The sequence below is a fragment of the Micromonospora sp. CPCC 205561 genome (assembly GCF_036906775.1).
Classification (GTDB): domain Bacteria; phylum Actinomycetota; class Actinomycetes; order Mycobacteriales; family Micromonosporaceae; genus Micromonospora.
On record NZ_JBAKHV010000020.1, the window covers coordinates 20516 to 45291 of the forward strand.

The window sequence follows — 24776 nt, forward strand, 5'->3', positions numbered from 1 at the left end:
CCGTCGATAGGCTGGGTGCGCAGGCGCCACCGACGGGGAGGGCCGACAGCCATGGCACCGACGGACCCGGAGCGCGCGGCGACGCGGCGACGCCGGCTGCTCTGGTCGGGCATCCTGGCGGTGGCGGGCCTGGCGACGCTGGCCGTGGGCCTGACCATCGCCGACGGCACGGCGGCCTGGATCGAGGTGGCGGTCGCGATCCTGCTGCTGCTCACCAGCTACGCGGTGCAGTACGTGGCCCGGCGCGAGACCCTCTACGCCGACGACGAGCGCCCCTGACCGGCCGCGCCGCGCCCCCCGATCGTCGGTGGGGTGTGCCAGGCTGTCTGTCGTGGCACAGCGACCTCCGATCATGCTCATCGACGCGCCCAGCCTCTACTTCCGGGCCTACTTCGGCGTCCCCGAATCCGCCGCCCGGGCCGCCGACGGCAGCCCGGTCAACGCGGTGCGCGGCTTCCTCGACATGCTGGCGAGCCTCATCCGCACCCGCCGGCCGGACCGGATGGTCTGCGCGATGGACCACGACTGGCGCCCCGAGTGGCGGGTGGCGCTGCTGCCGTCCTACAAGGCCCACCGGCTCGCCCCCGAGGGTGGCGAGGTCGTGCCCGACACGCTCAGCCCGCAGGTGCCGCTGATCCTCGAGGTGCTCGACGCCGTGGGCATCACCCACCTCGGCGCGACCGGCTACGAGGCCGACGACGTGCTCGGCACCCTCTCGGTGACCCAGCCGGCGCCGGTCGAGGTGGTCTCCGGCGACCGGGACCTGTTCCAGCTCGTCGACGACGCCCGCCCCGTCCGGCTGCTCTACGTCGGCCGGGGGGTCGCCAAGCTGGACGACTGCGACGACGCCGCCGTACGCGCCCGCTACGGGGTGCCCGCGAACCGGTACGCCGACTTCGCCGCCCTGCGGGGCGACCCCAGCGACGGGCTGCCCGGGGTGCCGGGCGTCGGGGAGAAGACGGCGGCCCGGCTGGTCGAGCGGTACGGCGACATCGCGGGCATCCTGGCCGCGCTGGACGAGCCGGGCTCCGGCTTCGCCCCCGGCCTGCGCACCAAGCTGGCCGCCGCGCGCGACTACCTGGCCGTCGCGCCGAAGGTCGTCCAGGTCGCCCTCGACGTGCCGCTGCCGGAGCTGGTCACCGAGCTGCCGACCGCCCCCGCCGACCCCGACCGGCTGCTGGCGCTGGCCGGCGAGTGGAACCTGGCCGGCTCCGTGCGCCGCCTGGTCGACGCCCTCGCCGAGCGGCCCTGACGGCCTGCCGCGCGGGGCGGGCGGCGGAGCGCCGCGGCCGACGGTCAGCGCGGCGGGGTGTCCCGGCGGGACGGAAACGAGGAGCCGGGCGTACCGAGCGTGGAGCGGGCGCGCAGCCCCACCGGGTCGGGCTCGGCCGGCGCGGCTGCCGGCTCCGGCACCCGGCGCGCGTCGAAGTACGCCGCCGCGGCCCGGTCCTCGTCGGTGGGGGCGGCGAGCAGCGCGTAGACCAGCCCGACCACCCCGAACACCACCGCGAGGATGATCGGCACCAGCAGGGTGCTCACCCCGGCGCCGGACACCTCGCCCTGCCGCGCGTGCGGGTGCACCGACATGGCGCTCATGCCGGTGAAGTGCATGCCGTTGACCGCGACGCCCATCAGCAGGGCCGCGCCGACGATCGCCAGCCCCCGGCGTACGGTCACCGCCAGCCAGAGCGCCACCGTGGCCGCGACGACCGCGATCAGGATCGACAGCACGACGCGGGTCGGCTCGTAGCCGATGCGGCCGTTGAGCCGCATCGCCGCCATGCCGGTGTAGTGCATAGCGGCCACCCCGGCACCGGTGAACAGGCCACCGGCCAGCAGCCGCACGGTGGAGAACCGCCCGGTGCCGACGATGGCAAGGCCGATGCCGACGGCGATCACCGCGATGAGCGCGCTGGCCACGGTGACGGTCACGTCGTAGCGGATCCGGGTGCCCTCGACGGCGAAACCGAGCATCGCCATGAAGTGCATGGTCCAGATGGCGGTGCCGCCGATCGCCCACGCCGCCAGAGTGCCCCACCAGGCGCGCTGGCCGGCGCTGCCCGCGATGCGGATCCGGCCGGCACAGATCAGGCCCAGCGCCGAGCCCAGCACCGACAGCGCGTAGCTGAGCGCGGGGGTGATCCACCCGTACTCAAAGTGATTGATCTCCGCCACGGCGGCCTTCCCTCGGATCGACAAGCGGCGCGCAGCATCGCGCCGCAGCAATGATCGAGGATGCCCTCACCAGGCAAGACGGCACCCCCCGAACAATTCGGGGGGTGCCGTCGCGATGACTCCATGACGCATCGAACTCGATGAACGATCACCGAGGGTGATGATCAGGCGGGGGCGTGGTAGGCCAGCACGCCCCGGTTCACGGCGGCGATCGCCTGCCGGGCCGTCGACCTGAGCTCCGTCGAGGCGCCGCCGGAGTCGGCGAGCTGACCGAGCAGGTCGACCACCTGCCGGGCCCACCGCACGAAGTCCCCGGCCGGCATCTCGCCGTCGATCTCGTGGCCGCTGCCGAGGACCTTCGCCAGGGCCTCGCCCCGGGCCCAGCGGTAGATCGGCCAGGCGAAGCCGAGGTCGGGCTCCCGGGTGACCGTGAGCCCCCGGGCCGCCTCGTCGGCCTCGATCTCGCCCCACAGCTTGAGCGTCTCGTCGACCGCCTCGGCCACCGTGCCGCGCGGCAGCGACGCCCGCTCGTCGACGTCGCGGCGGGCCTCGAAGACGACCACGGAGACCGCCGCCGCCAGTTCGGCCGGGGAGAGCCCGTCCCACACCCCGCGCCGCAGGCACTCGGCGACCAGCAGGTCGGCCTCCGTCCAGATCCGGCCGAGCATCCGGCCGGCGTCGGTCACCGCGCCGTCCGGCGCGAGGTAGCCGCGGTCGGTGAGCAGCGCCACGATCCGGTCGAACGTCCGGGCCAGCGAGCCCGTCCGGCCAGCCACCCGCTGGCGCAGCTCCTCGGTGTCCTTCTCCAGGCGACGGCGCCGCTCGGCCCAGCGGGCGTGCTCCTCGCGGTCGGGGCAGGCGTGGCAGGGGTGCCGACGCAGCTCGGTGCGGAGCTGGCTGAGCTGGTGGTCGTCGCCCACCGCCTGCCGGGACCGCCCGCCACGACGGCCGCCGTGCCGGTCCAGCCCGGTGCCGCTGACCTCGGCGGCCAGGTCACGCCGGGCCGCCGGCGAGCGGTGGTTGAAGTGCTTGGGCACCCGGATGCGGGCCAGCACCTCCGCCGGGGTGGTGAAGTCCCCCGGGCTGACCCGACCCGCCCAGCGGTCCTGGGTGAGCACCAACGGCCGGGGCTCGCCGAAGCCGCCGGTGGCCGGGTCGAGCACGACGGCCAGGCCGGCCCGGCGACCCGACGGCACCCGGATCACGTCGCCGACCCGCAGCCGCTCCAGCGAGGCCACCGCGGCGGCCTTGCGCTGGCTCTGCCCCTGCCGGGCCACGGAGCGCTCCCGGTCGGCGATGGCCACCCGCAGCGCGAAGTACTCGTCGAAGTCGCCGTGGTGGCAGGCCGCCTCCGCGCCGTACGCCTCCACGGTCTCGGTGTTGCGCTGCACCTGGCGGGCGAGGCCGACCACCGACCGGTCGGCCTGGAACTGGGCGAACGACGACTCCAGCAGCGCCCGGGCCGGCTCGGCGCCGACCGTGCTGACCAGGTTGACCGCCATGTTGTACGACGGCCGGAAGCTGGACCGCAGCGGGTAGGTGCGGGTGGAGGCGAGCCCGGCCACGTGCCGCGGGTCGGTCTCGGGGGACCAGACGACGACCGCGTGCCCCTCGACGTCGATGCCGCGCCGGCCGGCGCGGCCGGTGAGCTGGGTGTACTCCCCCGGGGTCAGGTCGACGTGCGCCTCGCCGTTGTACTTCACCAGGCGCTCCAGCACCACGCAGCGGGCCGGCATGTTGATGCCCAGGGCGAGCGTCTCGGTGGCGAAGACCGCCTTGACCAGGCCCCGGACGAAGAGCTCCTCCACGACCTCCTTGAAGACCGGCAGCATGCCGGCGTGGTGGGCGGCCAGGCCGCGCTCCAGGCCGTCGAGCCACTCCCAGTAGCCCAGGACGGTCAGGTCCTCGCCCGGGATGGCGGTGACCCGCGACTCGACGATCTGGCGGATCTCCGCCCGCTCCTCCGCCGAGGTGAGCCGCAGGCCCGCGGCGAGGCACTGCTGCACGGCGGCGGCGCAGCCGGCGCGGCTGAAGATGAACAGGATCGCCGGCAGCAGACCCTCCCGGTCGAGCCGGTCGACGATGTCGGGGCGCATCGGGCCGCGCCAGCGGGGCCCGCGCCGACCCGCGCCGGGGCCGGCGCTGCGCCCCTCGCCGAGTTCCAGCCGGCGCATCGTGTCGCGGGTGTAGCGCAGCAGCTCGGGGTGCACGTCGTGCTTGCGGGCGGCGTCGGCGTCGTGGAACAGGTCGAACATCCGCTTGCCGACCAGCATGTGCTGCCACAGCGGCACCGGGCGGTGCTCGCTGACCACCACGGCGGTCTCGCCGCGCACGGTGACCAACCAGTCGGCGAACTCCTCGGCGTTGGACACGGTCGCCGAGAGCGAGACCAGGGTGACCGAGGCGGGCAGGTGGATGATCACCTCTTCCCACACCCCGCCGCGGAAGCGGTCGGCGAGGTAGTGCACCTCGTCCATCACCACGTACGCCAGGCCGTCGAGGGTGGTCGAGCCGGCGTAGAGCATGTTGCGCAGCACCTCGGTGGTCATCACCACCACCGGGGCGTCGCCGTTGATCGCGTTGTCGCCGGTGAGCAGCCCGACCTGGGCGGCGCCGTAGCGGTCGACCAGGTCGTGGTACTTCTGGTTCGACAGGGCCTTGATCGGGGTGGTGTAGAAGCACTTGCGTCGCGGCGGCGGGCCGGCCTCGCCGCCGGCGGGCGCCGGCCCGCCGCGCAGCGCCATGTGCACGGCGAACTCGCCGACCACCGTCTTGCCGGCGCCGGTCGGGGCGCAGACCAGCACGCCGCTGCCCCGCTCCAGCGCCTGGCACGCCTCCCGCTGGAAGTCGTCGAGATCGAACCCCAGATCGAGGGCGAACTCGTCCAGCGCCGGGAACTGTGTGGCCTGCGCGGCCCGGCGGCGCGCCGCGGCGTACCGCTCGGCGGGGCTCGACATGCCTCCAAGATTAATGCGTGCCACCGACGAGCACCGGACAAGGCCGTCCGGCAGCGCGGTCGGGGGCGGTCGGTAGGGTGCACGACGTGCCGGACCATGCCGAAACGCCCCACGCCTCGCGCGGCGCCGACGACGCCGTCCGCCCGGATCCGTCCCGTCGGCCGGTGGAGGCGGTCCTGCTCGACTTCCACGGCACCCTGGCGCAGGTGGAGGAGCCCCGCGAGTGGGTGCTGGCCGCCGCGGCCTCCTGCGGGGTGACGCTGGAGCGGATGCGCGCCACCGCGCTGGCCGACCGGCTGCTGACGGCGGGCCGGGCGGGCGGGCCGCCGCCGACCCGGGTGCCGCCCCGGCTGGCGGAGCTCTGGGCCGACCGGGACCTCTACCCGCACGCCCACCGGGGGGCCTACACGGGGCTGGCCGAGCTGGTCGACGCGGGCATCGAGGGCTTCGCCGAGGCGCTCTACGAGCGGGTGCTGGTGCCCGAGGGCTGGGTGCCCTACCCCGACACCGTCGCGACCCTCGCCGCGCTGCGGGCGGCGGGCGTCCGGGTGGCGGTGGTCAGCAACATCGGCTTCGACATCCGGCCGATGTTCGAGGCGTGGGGGTGCGCCGACCTGGTCGACGCGTTCGTCCTGTCGTACGAGGTGGGGCGCTGCAAGCCGGACCCCGGGATCTTCCTGCGCGCCTGCGGGATGCTCGGCGTCGACCCGGAGCGCGCCCTGATGGTGGGCGACACGCCGGCGGACGCCGGGGCCGTCGCGGCCGGGTGCGCGGTGCTGGTGCTGCCGGCCGCCGAGGCGGGGCGACCCAACGGGCTGGGCGCGGTGCTGGACCTCGCCCGGGTGGACGGCAAGCGCTAACGAGATGTCGACAGCGACGCTAACCACCAGCGCTAACGCGAGGACGTTATCGTCGTTGTCATGATCACGGAGACGTCGCCCCGGGACCGGATCGTCCGGGCCGCCGCCGCGCTGCTCGCCGAGGGCGGCCGGGACGCGGTCTCGACCCGCGCGGTCGGCCGGGCCGCGGGGGTGCAGGCGCCCACCATCTACCGGCAGTTCGGCGACATGCGCGGCCTGTTGGACGCCGCGGCCAGCTACGGGTTCGCCGCGTACCTGCACGCCGCGGCGGCCCGGGACCTCGCCGGCGACCCGGTCGACGACCTGCGCCGGGGCTGGGACATGCAGGTCGACTTCGGGGTGGCCAACCCGGCCTTCCACGCGCTCATGTACGGCGACCCGCGCCCCGGCGAGACCCCCACGGCGGCCCGGGTCGCGGCCGACATCCTGCGCCAGCTCGTACAGCGGGTCGCCGAGGCGGGCCGGCTGCGCACGGGTGTCGACGAGGCGACCGGGATGCTGCACGCCGCCGGGTGCGGGGTGACCCTCGCCCTGATCCGGGCGGCGCCCGAGGACCGCGACCCCGCCCTGTCCACCCGGACCCGCGAGGCGGTGCTCGCCGCCCTGGTCACCGACTCGGCCGCCGCCCGCGCCACCTACCGGGCCGACCGGCCGGTGCGGCACGCGGTGGCGCTGCGGGCCTCCCTCGACGACCTGGCCACCGACCTCACCGCCGCCGAGCGCGCACTGCTCGCCGAGTGGCTCGACCGCGTCGCCCGCGGCGGCGCCTGACTTACGCCCCGCCGACCCGGCCGGCGTCGGCCGGGCCCCGCCGGGACGCGGCACGGCACCGGGGGCCGGCGCGGGTGGCGGTGACGGTCGGGGACCTTCGGCGCAGGGAGCGCGGCGGCCACGGTGACGGCCGGCGGGAGACGCGTGGCGGCGGTCGCCGCGCCGCTCAGCGCAGCAGGCGCAGGGCGGCGGGCACGGCGGTGACGGTCAGCGGCAGGCGCAGGGCCCGCTCGCCGTCGGCGTAGCCGGTGATGCTCTCGGCGTCCAGCTCGACGGTGCGGGCGCGGTAGCTGCGCACCAGCGGGTGGGCCACGTGGGTGCCCCGGTAGATGCGCGGCTTGACCCGCATCAGGGTGCGCCGGTCGAACCGGCCGCCCACCACCACGTCGAGCAGGCCGTCGGTCGGGTCCGCGGCCGGGCAGATCCGCATGCCGCCGCCGTAGCTGGCGCAGTTGCCGACCGCGACCAGCACCGCGTCGACCTGGTGCGCGACCCCGTCGAGGCGCAGCGTGTAGCGGCGCGGGCGCAGCCGGGCCAGCTCCACCAGGATCGCCAGGTCGTAGCGGCGGGGCCCGCGCGGCCAGCGCATCCGGTTGGCCCGCTCGTTGACGATCGCGTCGAAGCCGGCCGCGAGCACCGCGCCGTACCAGCGGCTCTCGCCGTCGGCCCCCGTCATCCGCGCCAGGTCCACCGGGCGGCTGCGGCCGTCGCGCAGCGCCGCGGCGATGACGTCGACGGCGGCGAGCGGGTCGGCCGGGAAGCCGGTGTCGGCGGCGAAGTCGTTGCCGGTGCCGGCCGGGACCGGACCGAACGGGACCGGCGTGCCCGCGACCGCCTGCAGGGCGCGGTGCACGGTGCCGTCGCCGCCGACCGCGACCAGGGCCGCCGCGCCGTCGGCCACCGCCCGGCGGCAGGCGGTCTCGGCCTCGTCGGCGGTGTGGGCGGCGAGCACGCGTACGGGCCGGCCGGCCGCCGCCAGCCGGTGCAGGACCTGCGGCAGCAGCCCACGGTGCCGGCCCCGGCCCGCGGTCGGGTTGGCCAGCACGGCGACGGGCCCGCCGGGGGCGACGCAGGGGTGATCGTCTGCGGTCACGGCGAGCACCGTACCGCCACCGGGGCGGGCCGCGCGCCGCCCGGCCCCGTCGCCGACGCACCCCGCGCCGCCCGGGCGCAACTGACATTTGTCACGCCCGACCGTGCGGCACGCATTCGTCGCCATGACTCAACACACTGTGAACGCCATAGACCGAACGGACAGACTCGTATCCATCAGCAGGGCAAAAGCATCGACCGAACAGCGGAGGGGGTGGTCATCATGGACGAGCGCTACGACAGCTACTGCGCCGCCGACCGACTGTTCTACGACTCGCTCGGCAGCGCGGTCGAGCAGCCCACCTTCGCCGCGGCGCGGCGTCCCGTACCGCAGGGCTGGCGCTCCGAGCCGCTCGACGACTGGCTCATCTACGCCCCGGAGGGCGGCACGCTGCCCCAGCAGGGCTGGAAGATCCACGTGTCGGCGACGCTGGCGAACGCGGAGCGGGTGCTCGACACCGTCTGGGACTACTGCGTCCCACGCGGCCTCTCCTTCAAGTTCCTCCGCGGCCCGCGCACCCTGCTGCTGCGCAACTCCAAGTACGCCTCCCGGGCCGCCAGCGGCAAGTTCGTCACCGTCTACCCCCGCGACGACGCGGAGCTGGAGCTGGTCTGCAAGGAGCTCGACGAGCTGCTCGCCGGCGAGCAGGGGCCGTACATCCTCAGCGACCTGCGCCACGGCGCGGGCCCGGTGCACGTGCGCTACGGAGGCTTCGCCGCCCGCTACTGCCACTCCCCCGACGGCCAGGTGGTCCCGGCGATCGAGGACGACACCGGCACGCTGGTGCCCGACCGCCGCGATCCCGTCTTCCACGTGCCGTCCTGGGTCACGCTGCCCGACTTCCTCGGCCCGCACCTGGCCGCCCGCAACGCCACCAGCACCGACGAGGTGCCGTACCGGATCGAGAAGGTCATCCACTTCTCCAACGGCGGCGGCCTCTACGTCGGCCGGGACGTGCGGACCGACACCCAGGTGGTGCTGAAGGAGGCCCGGCCGCACGCCGGGCTCGACGCCGACGGCACCGACGCGGTCGCCCGGCTGGCCCGCGAGGCCGACGCGCTGCGCCGCCTCGCCGACCTGCCGCAGGTGCCCCGGGTGCACGACGAGTTCGGCATCGGCGAGCACCGGTTCCTCGCGCTGGAGTTCATCGAGGGCCGCTCGCTGAACAAGGTGCTGGTCGAGCGGTACCCGCTGATCGACGCCGACGCCACGGACGCCGACCGCGCCGACTACACCCGGTGGGCGCTGGACGTGCACCGGCAGGTCGAGCAGGTCGTCACGGCCATCCACGAGCGCGGCCTGGTCTACGGCGACCTGCACCTGTTCAACGTCATGGTCCGCCCGGACGACCGGATCGCGCTGGTGGACTTCGAGGTCGCGGCCCCGATCGACGGGCACCGCCGGCCGGGCCTGCGCAACCAGGGCTTCGCCGCCCCCCGGGACCGCACCGGTCCCGCCGTCGACCGGTACGCCCTGGCCTGCCTGCGGCTGGCGCTGTTCCTGCCGCTGACCCAGCTGGTCCGCCTCGGGCCGGACAAGGCCGCGCACCTCGCCGACGTGGTCGCCGCGCACTTCCCGGTGCCGAGGGAACTCCTCGACGCCGCCGTACGGGAGATCACCGGCACCGCCCCGGCGGACGCCGAACCGGCACCCGACCTCACCGTCGACGTCGCAGCGGCACACCGCGACCGGCTGGCCCGGGCGATCCTGGCGAGCGCGACGCCCGACCGGGACGACCGGCTCTTCCCCGGCGACATCGAGCAGTTCCGCAGCGGCGGGCTCAACCTCGCCCACGGCGCCGCCGGCGTCCTGTACGCCCTGCACGTCAGCGGCGCCGGCCGCTGGCCCGAACACGAACAGTGGCTCGTCCGCCGGGCCACGGCGCCCCCCTCCGGCACCCGCTGCGGCTTCTACGACGGCCTGCACGGCGTCGCGTACGCCCTGGAGCTGCTCGGCCGCCGGCAGGACGCCCTCGACGTGCTCGACATCTGCCTGCGCCAGCCGCTCGACGGCCTGGACCACAGCCTCTCGGGCGGCCTGTCCGGGATCGCGCTGAACCTGGCCGAACTGGCCGGACGCACCGGCGAGACGGCGCTGCGCGACGCGGCCCACCGGGCCGCCGAGCGGGTCGTCGACCAGCTCGGCGACGACCCGGGGCCGGACGTCAGCGGCGGGCGGCACCCGTACGCCGGGCTGCTGCGCGGCCGGACCGGGCCGGCGCTGCTGCTGGTGCGGCTGCACGAGCTGACCGGCGAGCAGTCCCTGCTGGACCACGCCGCCACCGCCCTGCGGCAGGACCTGCGCCGCTGCGTGGTCCGCCCCGACGGCGCGCTGGAGGTCAACGAGGGCTGGCGCACGATGCCCTATCTCGGGCAGGGCAGCGTGGGCATCGGCCTGGTGCTCGACCAGTACCTGCGCCACCGCGAGGACGAGCGGTTCGCCGAGGCCAGCGCCGGGGTACGCCGCGCCGCCCGGTCCCCGTTCTACGCCCAGTCGGGCCTCTTCGCCGGACGCGCCGGCATCGTGGCCTACCTCGCGGCGTACCCGGACGACCCGCAGCGGTCCCGCGAGCGGGACGCCCAGGTGGCCCGGCTGGCGTGGCACGCGCTGCCCTACGGCGGCGGCACCGCCTTCCCCGGCGAGCAGCTGCTGCGGCTCTCCATGGACCTCGGCACCGGCACCGCCGGCGTGCTGCTGGCCCTGGCCGCCGCGCGGCCCGACGCCCCGGTGGGCCTGCCGTTCCTCGCGCCCCTGACGGGCGCCCCCGACTCCCTCGCCTCGGCGAGGGCCACCGATCAGACCGACCAGCACGGAAGGAGGTGACACGACATGGCGCTTCTCGACCTCCAGGGCATGGAGATGGCCCCCGCCGACCGTACCGGCGGTGGCAGCCGGGCGAGCCTGCTGCTCTGCGGCGACAGCTCGCTGTCCGTCACGACCTGCAACTGATCCGCTCTTCCGACCAGCACAGAAGGAGATGACTCGACATGGCGCTTCTCGACCTCCAGGGCATGGAGATGGCCCCCGCCGACCGTACCGGCGGTGGCAGCCGGGCGAGCCTGCTGCTCTGCGGCGACAGCTCGCTGTCTGTGACGACCTGCGACTGATCAGATAGACACGCGAGGCCCTGGGCGGGTAGACGTATCCGCCCAGGGCCGCACGTCTTTGTGGGAGGGCCAATGCGGACGCCGACCGGCTCCGACCGGCTGCTGCGGCGGGTGGTCCGCGACGGCGGCGGCTGGACGGTCCTGCTCGTCGCGGTCGCGCTCGTCGGCGCGGCCGCCGAACTCGCCCTGCCCGCCGCGCTCGGGCTGGCGGTGGACGCCACCGTCGGCGCCCGCGGCTCCGCCTGGTGGCCGGCCGTCGCCTGCGCCCTGATCGCCGTCCTGGTGGTCACCGACATCCTCGCCGACGTGGCAAGCGGGTACGGCGCGGCCCGGGCCACCGGGCGGCTGCGCCGGCGCCTGCTGCGCCACCTGTTCGCCTGCGACGTGCGCACCGTCCGCCGCTATCCGGTGGGAGACCTGGTCGGCCGGCTCGTCGGTCAGGCCGCCGACGCCGGTCAGGCCGGCACCGCCGTGGTGCTCGGCATCGTCGCGCTGCTCCCCCCGGTCGGCAGCGTCGTGGCGCTCACCCTGCTCGAACCGCTGCTCGGCGTCACCCTGCTCGGCGGACTGGTCCTGCTCGCGGTGCTCATGCGCGCCTTCGTCACCGACGCCTCCGCCGCCGTCGGCGGCTACCAGCGGGTGCTGGGTACCATCGCCGGCCGCCTACTGGAGGCGCTCGGCGGCGCCCGCACCATCGCCGCCGCCGCGACCGTCGACCGGGAACGCGACCGGGTGCTGGCCGCCCTGCCGGAACTGCGCGGGTACGGCCAGCTCAGCTGGCGGCTGCTGGCCCGGGCGAGCGCCCGCACGGCCGCCGTCGGCCCGCTGCTCCAGGTGGCCGTCGTGGCCGTCGGCGGGTACGCCCTCACCCTCGGCTGGCTGACCCCCGGCCAACTCGTGGCCGCCGTGCAGTACGCGGCCCTCGGCGCCGGACTCGGCGCGGTGCTGGCCACGCTGAACCGGCTGGTACGCAGCCGCGCCGCGGCCGGCCGCATCGCCGAGCCGCTGGCCCACCCGGTGCGCCCCGAGGGCACCGAGGCGCTGCCGTCCGGCCGAGGCGAGCTGCGCCTGCGCGGGGTGGGCGTCCGCACCGAGGACGGGCGGCCGGTCCTCGACGGGATCGACCTGACCGTCCCGGCCGGTGCCACGGTGGCCGTCGTCGGGCGCTCCGGCGCCGGCAAGTCGACCCTCGCCGCCGTGGCCGGCCGGCTGCACGACCCGGACGCCGGCGAGGTGCTGCTCGACGGGGTGCCGCTGCGCCGGCTCAGCCCGGCCGCGCTGCGCCGGGCCGTCGGGCACGCCTTCGACCGGCCGGTGCTGGTGGGTGAGACGGTGCACGAGGCGATCGGCCTCGCACTGCCCGCCGACTCGGCGCGACCGCCCGACGGCGACACCCCCGCCACCGCGCGGGTGCTGGCCGCGGCACGGGCGGCACAGGTCGCCGACGTCGTCGCCCGGCTGCCCGAGGGCTTCCGCACCCCACTGGCGGACGCGCCGCTCTCCGGCGGCGAGGCACAGCGCCTCGGGCTGGCCCGCGCGTTCCCCGCCGAGCGGCTGCTCATCCTGGACGACGCCACGTCCAGCCTGGACACCGCCACCGAGCACCGGATCAGCCGGGCGGTGGCGGCCGGCGCCGGTGGGCGTACCCGGCTCGTGGTGACCCACCGCGCGACGACGGCGGCGGCGGCGGACCTGGTGGCGTGGCTCGACGGCGGCCGGCTGCGGGCGGTCGCGCCGCACCGGCGGCTCTGGGCCGACCCGGACTACCGGGCGGTCTTCGCGCCCGACGGGGAGCCCCGGTGAGCGGCCCCGGCGTACGCCGGACCACCTGGACGGCGCTGCGCGCCCGCCGCCGGGCGCTGGGCCGGCTGGCCGCCTGGTCCGCGGTCGAGGCCCTGCCCGCGCTGCTCGGCGGGGTCCTCGTGGCCCGCGCGGTCGACCGGGGCTTCCTCGCCGGCCAGCTCGGCACGGGGCTGGCCTGGCTGGGTGGGCTCGCCGTGGCCGTGCTGCTCGGCGCGGCGGCCACCGGGCAGGTGTACCGCAGCCTCGGCGCGGTGGTGGAACCGTTCCGCGACGAGTTGGCGGCCCGGGTGGTGCACGGGGCGCTGCGCGACGCGACCCGGGCCGGCGGCCGGGCCGACAGCGCCGCCGTGGCCCGGCTGACCCACCAGGTCGAGGTGGTCCGCGACACCTTCGGCGGGCTGCTGCTGGTGGTGCGCGGCTTCCTGTTCACCGCCGGTGCGGCGCTGCTCGGTCTGCTCGCCCTGGCGCCGCCGCTGGCGGGTGCGGTGGCCGCCCCGCTGGTGGTGGGGCTGGCCGTGTTCGGCGCGTCGCTGCCGGCCATGGTGGCGCACCAGCGGGCCCAGGTGGCCGCGGGTGAGCGGCTGGGCAGGTCGGCGGCGTCCGCGCTGGCCGGGCACCGCGACGTGGTGGCCAGCGGGGCGCAGCGGCGCGTGGTGTCCGAGGTGGACAGGCGGGTCACGGCGCAGGCCGACGCCGAGCGGACGCTGGCCCGGATGGCGGCGCTGCGCAGCCTCAGCCTCGGCCTGGGCGGCTGGCTGCCCGTGGTGGTGCTGCTGCTGGCCGCGCCCTGGCTGGTCCGCCGGGGGCTGAGCACGGGGGCGGTGCTGGGCGCGCTGGTCTACGTCACCACCGGCCTGCAACCCGCGCTGCACGCGGTCGTGCAGGGCGTCGGCGGCGGCGGCCTGCGCTACGCCGTCACCCTGGGCCGGATCCTGCGCACCAGCCCGCAGCCGGGCCCCGGCTGCGGGTCACCGGCCGCCGCCACGCCACCCGCCGTTCCCGACGGCACCGCCACCGCCGACGGCAGCGCGCCGCCGGCGGTCCGGGTGCGTGGGCTCACCTTCCGGTACGGCCCGCACGCCCGGCCCGTCCTGGCCGACCTCACCCTGACGGTGGCCGCCGGCGAGCACCTGGCCGTGGTGGGGCCGAGCGGCGCGGGCAAGTCGACCCTGGCCGCGCTGGTCGCCGGGCTGGTCCCACCGGAGGCCGGCACCGTCCACCTGGCCGGTACGCCGGTCGCCGGCACCGCCCCCGGCGCGCTGGCCCGGCTGCGGGTGCTGGTGCCGCAGGAGGCGTACGTGCGCAGCGGGTCCCTCGGTGACAACCTCCGCTACCTGCACCCCGACGCCGACGACGCGACCGTCCGGGCGGCCGTCGACGCCCTCGGCGCCGGCCCCCTGGTGGACCGCCTCGGGGGCCTCGACGTCGAGATCGACCCCGGCGCCCTCTCCGCCGGGGAGCGCCAACTCGTCGCCGCCGTCCGTGCCTACCTCGCCCCGGTGCCGCTGGTGATCCTCGACGAGGCGACGTGCCACCTCGACCCGACGCTGGAGGCGACGGTCGAGTACGCCTTCGCCCGCCGGCCCGGCACCCTGGTGGTGATCGCGCACCGGATCAGCTCGGCGACGCGGGCCCGCCGGGTGCTGGTCTTCGACGGCGACCGGCCGCTCGTCGGGACCCACGACGACCTGATGACCCGCTCGCCCACCTACCGGGAACTGGTCGGGCACTGGGAGGACGTCGCACCGTCGCCGGGCGTGCCGGTCGCCCACCCGTGACCGCCCGGCGGCCGTCGGCGACCGCTCCGGACCGCTCCGGCGTGACCCGCCGGCGGCCGGACGAACCGGTTCGGGGCGGCGGGCGGTCGCCGCAGCGGCGGGATCGGGGCGGCGTCAGATCCAGCCGGCGTCGCGGGCGACCCGCACCGCCTCCACCCGGGTCCGCGCGCCCGCCTTGCGGGCGATCCGCCCGAGGTGGTTCCGCACCGTCCCGGGGGCGAGCCCGAGCGCCCGGGCGACCTCCACGACCGGCGCCCCGGCCGCGGTCAGGTCGAGGATCTCCGTCTCCCGCGAGGTGAGCGGGCTGTCCCGGCTGAGCGCCGCCATCACCAGGTCCGCGTCGACCACCGACTCGTGCCGGGCCAACCGCCGGATGCCGTCCACCACCCGCTGCGGGGGGACGTCGCTGCCGAGGATGCCGACGGTGCGCCCCGGCACGAAGAACCGGTGCAGCCTGCCCGCCCGGCGCCGGTCGGCGAGGACCAGCAGCGGGCACTGCCCCGCCGCGCCCTCCTCGTCCAGGATGTCGAGATCGACGACCGCCACGTCGGGACGCTGTGCCCGGACCGCCGGCGGGAGCGCGTCGCCCCGGTCCAGCGCCGCCACCACGCTGATGTCCGCCTCGGCGGCGAGGACGAGCGACAGGGCACCACGAACCAGGGCGCCGTCCAGGGCGAGCAGGGTACGGATCACCGTCGATCCCTCCGGGAGCGTCATCAGACAGATCACGGGCCGTTAGCATTCAAACACGTCACCACGGATCCCGCTCGGCGAGCGGCCCGCGCCACCCCCGCCCGACCTCGCGGGCCCGCCGGCCCGGCGCGACCACGTACCACCGCCCGGGGCGCCACCGCCGGCCGGGCGGCGGGGACCCGGGCGGCTACATCCAGCCGTCCCGCCGGGCGCGCCACACCGCCTCCATCCGGTTGCGGGCGCCGGTCTTGCGCATGATCGTCGACAGGTGGTTGCGTACCGTCCCGTGCGCCAGGTACAGGCGGCGGGCGATCTCCTTGAGCGGCAGCCCCTCCGCGGCCACCCGCAGCACCTCCACCTCCCGGCGGGTCAGCGGGCTCGACGGCGGGCGCAGCGCCGTCACCGCGGCGGCGGCCTCGATCACCTGTCCCCCGGCGGCGACCTCCCGGACCGCTCCGACCAGCGCCTCCAGCGAGGTGTCCTTGCCGACCAGGCCCCGCACGCCGGCGGCCAGCAGCTCCGCCACCACCGACTGGCTCCACCGGCGGCCCATGGCCAGCACCGCCGTGTCCGGGGCCGCCCCGATGATCTCGGCGACCACCTTGACGGGATGCGGCACGTCGGACGCCAGGTCCACCAGCACCACGTCCGGACGGTGCCGGCGCACCAGGGCGGGCAGCTCCGCCACCCCGGTCACCTCGGCGGCGACCTCGATGTCCCGCTCGCTTGCGAGCGCGGCGCAGAGCGCGGTTCGCAGCAGGCCCATTTCCTCAAACACGACGACGCGGATCAACGCGTTGGCTCCGATCTGGGGGTGCGCGGCGGCGGGCGGGTCCCGTAGACGGGACCGCGCGGGTCGACCGCGCGGACGGACTGGGTCAGGGCCCGGGACGTGTCGACGACGCGACGCTCGCGGGCGACCGTGTGCCAGCCGCCGAGCGGTACGTCCGGAGAGGCCGGACGACCTCGCGGCTGGTCGGTCGCGACTCAGCCGGGGCGCGCGCTCACCCCGGGGCACCGGTCGCCGGGCGCGGCCGGCGACGGGAGCGCCCCACCCCCGGCCCCGGCCGACACGTACATGTCGAGGGACGGCCCGGCCGCCGCCGGGACGCCGCCGTCCTTCGTGGCCACCGCCTCGCCCTCACCGGGCCCGACCGGGGCGCTCGGCACCCGGGTCGCCCCGGCCGGCGGCCCGGCGGCCGGATCGCCGTCCCCTACTGGGCGCCGGGCGGCTCCCCCGATGGCCGTCGCGTCGGCGAACCGCGCCCCCACGGCCCGCGGCCCGGGTTCCGCCGCTGCCGGCGGCGCGGGCTCCACCGCCGGCAGCGGCGCCGCCGGGGCGGTCGGGGACGACACTCCCCCGCCGCCCACCGGCGAGGTGCCCGGAGCACCAGCGAAAGACGGCGAGGGGGAGATCGGGGGTACCGGCATGACGGGCGGCGCCGGGACGACCGCGCCCGGCAACCCGACCGCGCGGCCCAGCACCACGTCGGCGGTGGAGCGGGCCGCCCGGGCGACCGGCGTCAGCACCGCCGACGCGGTCGGGACGCCCCGGGACACCCGGGAGAGCCCGGCGGTGGCCACCGGCCGCACGACGGCCGGCACCGTCCCGGCGACCCGGGGAAGCAGCGTGGCACCGGCCGGCCGGCCGGCGGCGGACACCGGAACGCCGGGCCGAGGTGCGGCCCGGCCGCCGGAGCGCCCGGGTACGGCGGACGGTCCGGGCGGAACGGGGCGACCACTCGCCCGCTCCGCCTCGCCGTCCCGGGGGCGGTTCGGCTCCGCGTCCCGGCGTTCGTCCCGTGCCCGGCCCCGCTCGCCGGGGCGGGGTCGCTCCGGCTTCGGGGACGCGGCCGTCGCCCGCCGGGGCTCGCCGGAGAGGAGGTCGCCGGCCGGCGACCCCGGCCCGGCGACGGGCGGGGGCAGGCGCGGCAGCCGGCCGTCGCCCCTTCGGGGGGAAGCCGTCGCGTCGCCGCCCGGCGGCGCGGCGCTCGGGGAACCCGCCGGGTGACGGGCGGCCGCGGCGCTGCTCGACGCGGTCACGGTGGCGCCGGACCGGTCGGTCGCGGCGGCGGGTTCGCCGGCCAGGGCCGCGGCCAGGAAGCCGACACCCACGGCGGCTCCCCACAGCACGGCGGACCGGGCGACGGACGCCCTGCCCCGTCGCGGCGGGGAGGTGGCCTCCGGCGCGGCGACGGGCGGACGGCGGAACGTCGGGCGATGCACTGGGCAGCGACCTCCATCGTCGGGCACGTCGACACATCGTAAAGATCTGATTACCCGAACGCAGCTCCTGGATGCCTCCTGACGGATTGCCGACTGCGTGCTGACGGCGGGCGCGTCGTGCGCTAGGCGCGCCCGCCCCCGCGTAGCTCGCCGGCGCGGGAGCTCGGACACCGACCTGTCCACCGCGGAACCCGCCCGCGCTTCCGACGGCCGGCGCGAGGACGGCGTGGAGGAACGCCGGGACGGCTGCCGGCCCAGGTCGGGACGCCGTCGACAAACGGAAAGAGCCCCCGTGAAGAGGGCTCTTTCCGTACGGACCCGGACGGCGGACCGGTCAGGTCATGTCGTCGTAACGGCGGTCGATCGGTGCCGGTGCCGGCACCGGCTCCGGGGCGACGAGCGGCTCCGGGGCGGCATCGACCCGCTGCCCGGCCTCCACCGGTTCGGGGTCGAACTCCAGCGGCGAGACCTCGTCGTCGCCGATGCCGGCGTAGACCTCCTTGCCGCGTCCCTTTCGCCTGTCGTTGAGGAACGCGACCCCGACCGCCGCGAAGTAGAGCGCGCAGAGACAGAGCGCCAGCGCCGTCATCCCGAACGGGTCGGGTGTCGGCGTGACCACGGCGGAGAACGCGAAGAAGACGAAGACCGCGATCCGCCACCAGCTGAGCAGCCGCTTCGCGCTGGCGATGCCGACGAAGTTCAGCATCAACACCAGCAGCGGGAACTCGAACGCCACTCCGAACAGCAGGATCAGGTTCGTGACGAACGAGATGTAGCGGGTGACCTCGAGGTTCGTGGCGATGTCGTCACCGGAGATGTTGAGCAGGAACTCCAAGCCCTTGGCGGTGACGAAGAACGCCAGCAGGGCACCCGCCGCGAACAGCGGCGCGGCCAGCGCGGTGAAGACGTAGGCGTAGCGACGCTCCTGCCGGTGCAGGCCGGGTGCGATGAACGCCCAGAGCTGGTAGAGCCAGACCGGGGCCGCGACGATCAACCCCACCCAGAGCCCGATCTTCAGGTTGAGCAGGAAGACGTCCGCGACACCGAGCTGCACGAACTTGCACTTGCCGCTGGCGAGATCGATCGACGCCGGCAGGTCGCAGTACGGCTTCGAGAGCAGGATCCGGACCGGCCCGGCGAGCCAGATGCCGACGCCGAAGCCGACCAGGATCGCCAGGGACGCCTTGAACAGCCGGTTGCGCAGCTCGCGGATGTGCTCGATCAGCGTCATCGAACCGTCGGCGGCCCGCTGGAAACTGCTCGGGCCGCGCTTCTTGAGGGCGAAGGCCACGGGTCTCGGGCCCTTCGGTCAGTTGTCGCGGACGCGCTGCACCGGGTCGGTGACCGGAGGTGCGTACGGCTGCTGCGGGGCCGGGGCGGCGTACGGCTGCTGTCCGGCGGGCGGGGGCGCGTACGGCTGCCCCTGCGGCGGGAGCGGCTGGTAGCCGGACTGCGCGTCGGCCTTCTCGGCGAGGTCGCGGTCGTCGTCGTGCAGGCTCTTGGTTTCGGCCTTGATGATCCGCAGCGAACGGCCCAGCGAACGGGCCGCGTCGGGGAGCCGCTTCGCACCGAAGAGCAGGATCAGCACGACCACGAGTACGGCGATGTGCCACGGCTTGAGGGCACCCATGGGAAGCTCCAGTCGCTCTGTGTCGTCGTGAGGGGGTGTACCGCAGCCCATCGTACGTGCGTCGACGGCCGTTGCCACCCGCCGGGGTGATGGTGGTACGTCCCGGCGGGTGAAGTCTTGACCAACGCGGGACGTCCCGTCAACCACCCACCGAAGGATCGTTCCTGCGCGGAACCGGACCGGTTCGCGCAGGTACCGGGCATCGACCGATCAGCCGTCGCGCCTGGCCCTGATCACGGCGAGCCGGCGCTGGGTCGTGTCGAGCTGCTCTTGGAGAGCCTCGGCCCGCGTCTGGAGAGCCTCGGCACCCTCCCGCAGCGCCTCCGCCTCCGTCGCCCGCCGTTGCAGGGTCAGGGCGGCACGACGCAGCCGGGGCAGCCGCGCCAGCACCGGCCGCAGAGCCAGCACGAACACGACGAGCGCGAACAGCACCACCGCGAGCACGATCCACTTCACCACGGCGGCCAGCCTACTGGGTGCCGGCGGGCACCGCCGGGTCGGCCGAGGGGACCGCCCGTGACGCGTGCGGCCCGATCGGCGGCACCGGGAGCGCGCCGGGCGTCGCGTACGCGTCGAGGGCGGCGACCGCCGCGGCCCGGACCTGCTCGGCCAGCTCGACCGGCGCGACCACGGCGACGTCGGGCCCGAGCCCCAGCACGAACCGGCGGGCCCAGCCCAGGTCGGTGACCCGCAGCGAGACCAGCCAGTGGTCGCCGTCGCCTGCCTCGATCCGCTCGCACGGGTAGTACTCGGTGAGCCACCGCTCGCCCCGGCCGATCCGCAGCGTGATCAGCGGCAGGTCGGGCGACGGGCGGAACACGCCCTCGGTGAGGTCGTGCGGGCGGGCCTGCGGCGGCACGGCCGCGCGCTCGTCCAGCTCGGTCACCGCGTCGATGCGGTCGGCCCGGAACAGCCGTACCGCCTCCGCCCGGCGGCACCACGCCTCCACGTAGGCCCGCCCACCGACCATCAGCATCCGCAGCGGGTCGACGACGCGGTCGGTGGTCTCGTCCCGCGCCGCCGTGTAGTAGGTGATGCGCAGCGCCTGACCGCTCTCGACGGCCGCCCGCAGCTCCGCCACGCGGCGGGTGTCGGCGGGCAGCCGGACCTCCACGGGCGCGGCCACCAGGTCGCCGGCCGCATGCTCGATCTTCGCGAGCGCCCGCTCGACGGCCTCCCGGTTGGTCACCCCGGGCGTCTCGGCGAGCATCCGCAGCGCCACCACCAGCGCGAGGGCCTCGTCCGGGGTGAGTCGTAGCGGCCGGTCGATGCCGGCGTCGTAGGTGATGGTCACCCGGTCGCCGTCGAAGGCCATGTCGATCAGGTCACCCGGGCCGTAGCCGGGCAACCCGCACACCCACAGCAGCTCCAGGTCCTCACGCAGCTGACGCTCGGTGACGCCGAGATCGCCCGCCGCCTCGGCCAGCTCGATGCCGGGCCGGGCCAGCAGGTAGGGCACCAGGTTCAGCAGCCGGGCCAGCCGGTCCGCCGAGGCGCGGGAACCGCCCCGGGTGGCCGGCCGGGTCACCGGACACCCCCGGCGACGGCCAGGTCGTCGTGCCGGGTGGCGATCTCCTTGAGCCGCTGGATCACCGCGTCGCGCACCTCGGGCGGGTCGAGCACCCGCACGTCCGGGCCGTAGCCCACGAGCTGGCCGGCGAGCTGGTCCGCGTCGCCGTAGGGCAGGACGAGCCGGTCACCGTCGGGCCCGGCGGTGACGCCCACCGCCCAACGCCGCAGGCCGGCTGCGCGGCCCGCCGCGACCAGCACCGTGGCCCGCCCGGTGCGCTCCGTCGGCCCGCTCGCACGCGCCACGTGGCTGATCAGGTCGACGCCCGGGGGTGGCTCGTAGCCGCCGGGGGCGCCGGCCACCCGGACCGCGCCGACCACCCGGGAAAGCCGGAAGCAGCGGGTCGCCCGGCGGTCGAGATCGTGCCCGACCACGTACCACCGGCCCCGCCAGCAGACCACGCCCCACGGCTGGAGCCGCCGGCGGGTGGAGTCGTCGCGGTCCGGCACCCGATAGTCGAAGCTGACCTCCCGCCGGTCCCGGGCCGCGGCGGTCAACGGCGCGAAGGACGGATCCACCGTGACCATCGGCTCCATACCCAGCGTGGCCTGCGGGTCCACGTCGACGCCGGCGGCGCGCAGCTTCGCCAGCCCGGAGGAGGCGGCGGCGGCCAGGCCGGCGTGCTGCCAGAGCCGGGCGGCGATGCCCACGGCGGCGGCCTCGTCCGGTTCCAGCGGGATGTCCGGCAGCGCGTACTCCCGGTGGGCGATCCGGTAGCCCGGCTCCGCGTCGAAGACGCTCGCCGTGCCGGTCTCCAGCGGCACGCCCAGCTCGCGCAGCTCGGCCTTGTCGCGCTCGAACTTGCGTTGGAACGCCTCGTGGTCGCGTGCGTCGTCCGGATCGTGCTCGTAGCCGGGCACGGTCGCGGCGATCTGCGCGGCGGTCAGGAACCGTCGCGTGGACAGCAGGCAGATAACCAGGTTGACCAGGCGTTCGGTGCGGGTCCGCGACACCCGGTAGACGCTAGCAGCCCGCTCGTCGCGGCCGTGCACCCACGCGGGCACGACGCGCGCCGAAGTCGCGTCCGCCCGGCCGACGTCCGCCGGCAGCCCGCCCGCCGACCGTACAGTTGCCTGCTGGCGCAGCCGGAGGTCAGGGCCGAGAGCGTCGGCACCGTGGTGGTCGCCGGGGCCGCCAACCTCGCCATCGCGGTGGCCAAGCTCGTCGCCGGACTCATCTCCGGCTGCGCGGCGATGCTCTCCGAGGCCGTGCACTCCGTCGCCGACACCACCACCGAGGTGCTGCTCTACCTCGCGCTGCGTCGCGGGGCGCGGCCGCCGACGCCCGACACCCTGCAGGACGGCGCGGCCCTGGTCGGGCTGGTGCTGGCCGCCGCCGGGGTGGCGCTCTCCCAGCTCACCGGGGACGAGTTGTGGGACGGCGTCGCCTCCGTCCTGATCGGCGTGCTGCTGCTCGTGGTGGCCACCATCCTGGGCCGCAGCAACATCTCGCTGCTGGTCGGCCGGTCGGTGCCCGAGCGGCTGCGCGGCGAGATCGCCGACGAACTCGCCGGCCTGCCCGCCGTGCGACGCGTCGACACGCTGCTGACCATGCAGCTCGGACCGGGCGACGTCCTGGTCGCCGCGAAGGTGGACTTCGACGACGAGGCCAGCGGCGCCGCCATCGAGGCCGCCGCCGACCAGGCCGAGCGGCGGCTCACCGCCCACCACCCGCACGTCCGGTACGTCTTCCTCGACCCGACGGGCACCCCGGGACCCACCGAGCCCGGCGGCCCCGGTCGACCCGGTGGCCCCGGGGCAGCGGCTGGCGACTGAGCGGCGCCCCGGGCGCGGGCGGTCGGGGCGGCGACGCTAGCGTGCCGGACATGGTGCGATGGCGGTCGGGGACGGTGACGGCGCTGCGGCGACAGTGGACCGGGGCGGTGGAGCTGGACGTCGACCTGACCGTCGGCGGCACCGTACGCGCCCTGGCCTATCCCGAGCTGGTCGGGCGACCCGAGCCCGGCGACCGGGTGCTGCTCAACGCCGGTGCGCTGCTGATGGGCCTGGGCACCGGCGGTTACGCCCTGGTCGTGGCGCTGCCCGACCGGCTGCCGCCCGACCCGCCGCAGGCCCTCGACAGCCGCGACGCCGGCCACCTCGTCAAGGCCCGCTACACCCCGCTTCAGCCGATCATGCTGGGCGTCGACGAGGAGGCGTCCCCGCACCGGGAGGTGCTGGCCGCCGCCGATGACCTGGCCGGCCTGCCGGTGGTCACCGCCGACCTGCACTCGGCGCTGCCGGCGATCCTGGCCGGCGTGCGGGCCGACGCCCCCGACGCCCGGGTGGCCTACCTGTTGACCGACGGCGGGGCGCTGCCGGCCTGGTTCTCCCGCACCCTCGCCGGGCTGCGCGACCACCTCGTGGGCACGGTCACCGTCGGCCAGGCGTTCGGCGGGGAACTGGAGGCCAGCACCCTGCACAGTGGGCTGCTGGCCGCCCGGCACGTGCTCCGCGCCGACGTGGCGATCGTCGCCCAGGGACCGGGCAACCTCGGCACCGGCACCCGCTGGGGCTTCTCCGGGGTGGCCGTCGGCGAGGCCGTCAACGCCGTGGCCACGCTGGGCGGACGCCCGGTCGGGTCGCTGCGGATCTCCGACGCCGACCCACGGCCCCGCCACCGGGGGGTGTCGCACCACAGTCTCACCGCGTACGGCCGGGTGGCCCTCGCCCCGGCCGAGCTGGTCGTGCCCGACGGCCTGGCCCCGGCGCTGGCCGCCGAGGTCGACGCGGCGCTGGCGCCCCTCGCGGCCCGGCACACCGTCGTCCGGGTGCCGACCGACGGCCTCGACGCCGCCCTGCGGGCCGCCCCGGTGCCGCTCTCCACCATGGGCCGGGGCCTCGACGCCGACCACGCGTACTTCCTGGCCGCCGCCGCGGCCGGCCGGCACGCCGCGCGGCTGCTGAGCTGACCCGGCCGGGCCGCCGACCTGGCCCGCGACGCCGCGCGGCCGGTCCCGACCCGCCACGCGGCTGCCGGGCTGACGGCCGGGACGCCGGCCCCCGGCCCGCGTCCGGTGGAGCGGCCGGCACGTCGCCTCGACGACGTCCCGTCGTCAGCTGGCCCCGTAGCCGTGCCGCACGATGTGCTCGGCGGACCTCTCGTACACCGCCGGGTCCTCGGGGGCCAGGGTGCCCAGCCCGTCCACGTAGCGGTTGTACATGCAGAACGCCGCCGCGATCAGGACCGCGTCGTGGATCTCCAGATCCGTCGCGCCGGCACCACGGGCGGCTTTGACCAGCTCTTCCGTGACGTCGCGTCCGCTGCGCCGCACCGCGCCGGCGATGTCCAGTAGCGCCCGCAGCTTGTCGCTCACCTCGGCGGTGGCCAGATCGGCGCGGACCTGGTCGACCAGCCGCATACCCGTCGGGAGCTGCGCCGCCGCGAACGCCGAGTGCGAGGCGCAGCAGAACCGGCACTCGTTCAGCCCCGACACGTACGCCGCGATCAGCTCCCGCTCGCCGGGGGTCAGGGTGGGATGCGGCGCGCGCAGCAGCGTCTCCGCCAGGTCGTTGAGCGGCTTCGCCGTCTCGGGGCGGAACAGCATCGGGCCGTTGATGCCCGGATGCGCCCGCTCGTCGAGGCCGAGGTCGATGTGTGCCACGCGGTCACCCTCCTGCCGCGACCGCGCAGAGTACGCGGCCGGTCACCGGAAACGCCGGACGGCATCACAGTCCCAGCCGCGCGCGGCTGGGACAACTTCGAAAATGCGCATCGCGGACCGGCACCGCCCGCGGGCGGGCATCGGCGGGCACAGAGACCGGCGGGGCGGGCACCACCTCGGGAAGGTGCTGGCGGGCCGTGCCGGCACCCGCCGCGCAGCGACCGCGCGGAGCCGCACCGCCTCGGAGCGGCGGCGCCGCCGGGTGGCTCAGGACAGGAAGATCAGGGCGAGCCAGGCGCCCACTATCAGCACCAGCGCGAGCCCCAGCACCCAGGTGGGCACCGTGTACTCCCCACGCCGGTTGCGCTCGATCTCGGCACGGATCTTCTCGCGGCGGCGCTCGGCCCAGTTCTGCCGCTGCCGGCCGCTCTCGGGAGGTTCGGAAGTCGTCATCGCGCGGTCAGCCTACCGGCCGGCCGGCCGGCCCGGGCGGCGGCGGCACCGCACCG

General features: G+C 76.2%; 24 protein-coding genes. 11 read left to right on the forward strand and 13 right to left on the reverse strand.

Translation table 11 applies throughout. The features are described from left to right. The first annotated feature begins 51 nt into the window (after positions 1-51). Together V6V16_RS13145 and V6V16_RS13150 are read left to right on the forward strand one after the other, a co-directional pair. Positions 52-279 (forward strand): hypothetical protein, encoded by a 228-nt coding sequence (locus V6V16_RS13145; RefSeq protein ID WP_334562287.1) that lies wholly within the window; start codon positions 52-54, stop codon positions 277-279. Positions 280-352: 73 nt separating this feature from the next. Then, entirely contained in the window at positions 353-1252 is a 900-nt protein-coding gene (locus V6V16_RS13150) for a 5'-3' exonuclease (protein ID WP_334562345.1), read from the forward strand. Between the two features lie 44 nt (positions 1253-1296). Here V6V16_RS13150 and V6V16_RS13155 read toward each other — a convergent pair whose 3' ends face one another. Together V6V16_RS13155 and V6V16_RS13160 are read right to left on the reverse strand one after the other, a co-directional pair. Beyond that, positions 1297-2175: an MHYT domain-containing protein gene (locus V6V16_RS13155; protein ID WP_334562288.1), complete on the reverse strand. Its 879-nt coding sequence runs from the start codon at positions 2173-2175 to the stop codon at positions 1297-1299. 164 nt (positions 2176-2339) lie between these two features. Next, complete coding sequence (locus V6V16_RS13160) at positions 2340-5132, reverse strand: DEAD/DEAH box helicase (protein ID WP_334562289.1); 2793 nt, start codon at positions 5130-5132, stop codon at positions 2340-2342. Positions 5133-5218: 86 nt separating this feature from the next. Between V6V16_RS13160 and V6V16_RS13165 the strand changes: the two genes are divergently transcribed. Both V6V16_RS13165 and V6V16_RS13170 read left to right on the forward strand, forming a co-directional pair. Next, positions 5219-5992, forward strand: coding sequence for an HAD family hydrolase (locus tag V6V16_RS13165; protein ID WP_334562290.1), 774 nt, complete (start codon positions 5219-5221; stop codon positions 5990-5992). A gap of 60 nt (positions 5993-6052) precedes the next feature. After that, a complete protein-coding gene (locus tag V6V16_RS13170) occupies positions 6053-6763 on the forward strand; it encodes a TetR/AcrR family transcriptional regulator (RefSeq protein ID WP_334562291.1) in 711 nt (236 codons plus the stop codon). 166 nt (positions 6764-6929) lie between these two features. Here the strand turns inward: V6V16_RS13170 and V6V16_RS13175 are convergent, their stop codons facing one another. Further along, positions 6930-7865, reverse strand: a complete 936-nt coding sequence (locus V6V16_RS13175; RefSeq protein ID WP_334562292.1) for a diacylglycerol kinase — start codon at positions 7863-7865, stop codon at positions 6930-6932. Between the two features lie 213 nt (positions 7866-8078). On the opposite strand from V6V16_RS13175, the gene lanKC reads away from it, so the two are divergent. The 5 genes from lanKC (at position 8079) to V6V16_RS13200 (ending at position 14544) form a co-directional block, all read left to right on the forward strand. After that, positions 8079-10679 carry a class III lanthionine synthetase LanKC gene (lanKC, locus tag V6V16_RS13180; protein WP_334562293.1) on the forward strand — a complete coding sequence of 867 codons (2601 nt, stop codon included), beginning with the start codon at positions 8079-8081 and terminating at the stop codon, positions 10677-10679. A gap of 6 nt (positions 10680-10685) precedes the next feature. Beyond that, a complete protein-coding gene (locus V6V16_RS13185; protein ID WP_089003486.1) occupies positions 10686-10805 on the forward strand; it encodes a SapB/AmfS family lanthipeptide in 120 nt (39 codons plus the stop codon). Positions 10806-10843: 38 nt separating this feature from the next. Continuing rightward, positions 10844-10963, forward strand: coding sequence for a SapB/AmfS family lanthipeptide (locus V6V16_RS13190; protein WP_334562294.1), 120 nt, complete (start codon positions 10844-10846; stop codon positions 10961-10963). 72 nt (positions 10964-11035) lie between these two features. After that, complete coding sequence (locus V6V16_RS13195) at positions 11036-12766, forward strand: ABC transporter ATP-binding protein (protein ID WP_334562295.1); 1731 nt, start codon at positions 11036-11038, stop codon at positions 12764-12766. Then, positions 12763-14544: an ABC transporter ATP-binding protein gene (locus V6V16_RS13200; protein WP_334562296.1), complete on the forward strand. Its 1782-nt coding sequence runs from the start codon at positions 12763-12765 to the stop codon at positions 14542-14544. The genes V6V16_RS13195 and V6V16_RS13200 overlap by 4 nt, the downstream gene beginning before the upstream one ends. Before the next feature lie 114 nt (positions 14545-14658). Here the strand turns inward: V6V16_RS13200 and V6V16_RS13205 are convergent, their stop codons facing one another. The 8 genes from V6V16_RS13205 to V6V16_RS13240 form a co-directional block, all read right to left on the reverse strand. Beyond that, complete coding sequence (locus V6V16_RS13205; RefSeq protein ID WP_334562297.1) at positions 14659-15261, reverse strand: response regulator transcription factor; 603 nt, start codon at positions 15259-15261, stop codon at positions 14659-14661. 163 nt (positions 15262-15424) lie between these two features. Next, positions 15425-16015, reverse strand: coding sequence for a response regulator transcription factor (locus V6V16_RS13210; RefSeq protein WP_334562298.1), 591 nt, complete (start codon positions 16013-16015; stop codon positions 15425-15427). A 209-nt stretch (positions 16016-16224) separates the two neighbouring features. After that, the gene (locus V6V16_RS13215; RefSeq protein ID WP_334562299.1) at positions 16225-17352 is read right to left on the reverse strand and encodes a hypothetical protein; all 1128 of its coding nucleotides are present in this window, start codon (positions 17350-17352) and stop codon (positions 16225-16227) included. 445 nt (positions 17353-17797) lie between these two features. Beyond that, the gene (gene tatC, locus V6V16_RS13220) at positions 17798-18754 is read right to left on the reverse strand and encodes a twin-arginine translocase subunit TatC (protein WP_334562300.1); all 957 of its coding nucleotides are present in this window, start codon (positions 18752-18754) and stop codon (positions 17798-17800) included. An 18-nt stretch (positions 18755-18772) separates the two neighbouring features. After that, positions 18773-19093: a Sec-independent protein translocase subunit TatA gene (tatA, locus tag V6V16_RS13225; RefSeq protein ID WP_334562301.1), complete on the reverse strand. Its 321-nt coding sequence runs from the start codon at positions 19091-19093 to the stop codon at positions 18773-18775. A gap of 210 nt (positions 19094-19303) precedes the next feature. Continuing rightward, positions 19304-19552: a hypothetical protein gene (locus V6V16_RS13230; RefSeq protein ID WP_334562302.1), complete on the reverse strand. Its 249-nt coding sequence runs from the start codon at positions 19550-19552 to the stop codon at positions 19304-19306. Between the two features lie 10 nt (positions 19553-19562). After that, on the reverse strand, positions 19563-20621 hold the full coding sequence (locus tag V6V16_RS13235) for a helix-turn-helix transcriptional regulator (protein WP_334562303.1): 1059 nt from the start codon (positions 20619-20621) through the stop codon (positions 19563-19565). Continuing rightward, the gene (locus V6V16_RS13240; RefSeq protein WP_334562304.1) at positions 20618-21616 is read right to left on the reverse strand and encodes a helix-turn-helix transcriptional regulator; all 999 of its coding nucleotides are present in this window, start codon (positions 21614-21616) and stop codon (positions 20618-20620) included. Before V6V16_RS13240 ends, V6V16_RS13235 begins: the two co-directional genes overlap by 4 nt. A gap of 162 nt (positions 21617-21778) precedes the next feature. On the opposite strand from V6V16_RS13240, the gene V6V16_RS13245 reads away from it, so the two are divergent. Continuing rightward, positions 21779-22438 (forward strand): cation diffusion facilitator family transporter, encoded by a 660-nt coding sequence (locus V6V16_RS13245; RefSeq protein WP_334562305.1) that lies wholly within the window; start codon positions 21779-21781, stop codon positions 22436-22438. Between the two features lie 50 nt (positions 22439-22488). Further along, positions 22489-23574 carry a DUF3866 family protein gene (locus V6V16_RS13250; protein ID WP_334562306.1) on the forward strand — a complete coding sequence of 362 codons (1086 nt, stop codon included), beginning with the start codon at positions 22489-22491 and terminating at the stop codon, positions 23572-23574. A 144-nt stretch (positions 23575-23718) separates the two neighbouring features. Here the strand turns inward: V6V16_RS13250 and V6V16_RS13255 are convergent, their stop codons facing one another. Then, complete coding sequence (locus V6V16_RS13255) at positions 23719-24267, reverse strand: carboxymuconolactone decarboxylase family protein (protein WP_334562307.1); 549 nt, start codon at positions 24265-24267, stop codon at positions 23719-23721. A gap of 267 nt (positions 24268-24534) precedes the next feature. After that, positions 24535-24720 carry a hypothetical protein gene (locus V6V16_RS13260; protein ID WP_334562308.1) on the reverse strand — a complete coding sequence of 62 codons (186 nt, stop codon included), beginning with the start codon at positions 24718-24720 and terminating at the stop codon, positions 24535-24537. Positions 24721-24776 lie beyond the last annotated feature (56 nt).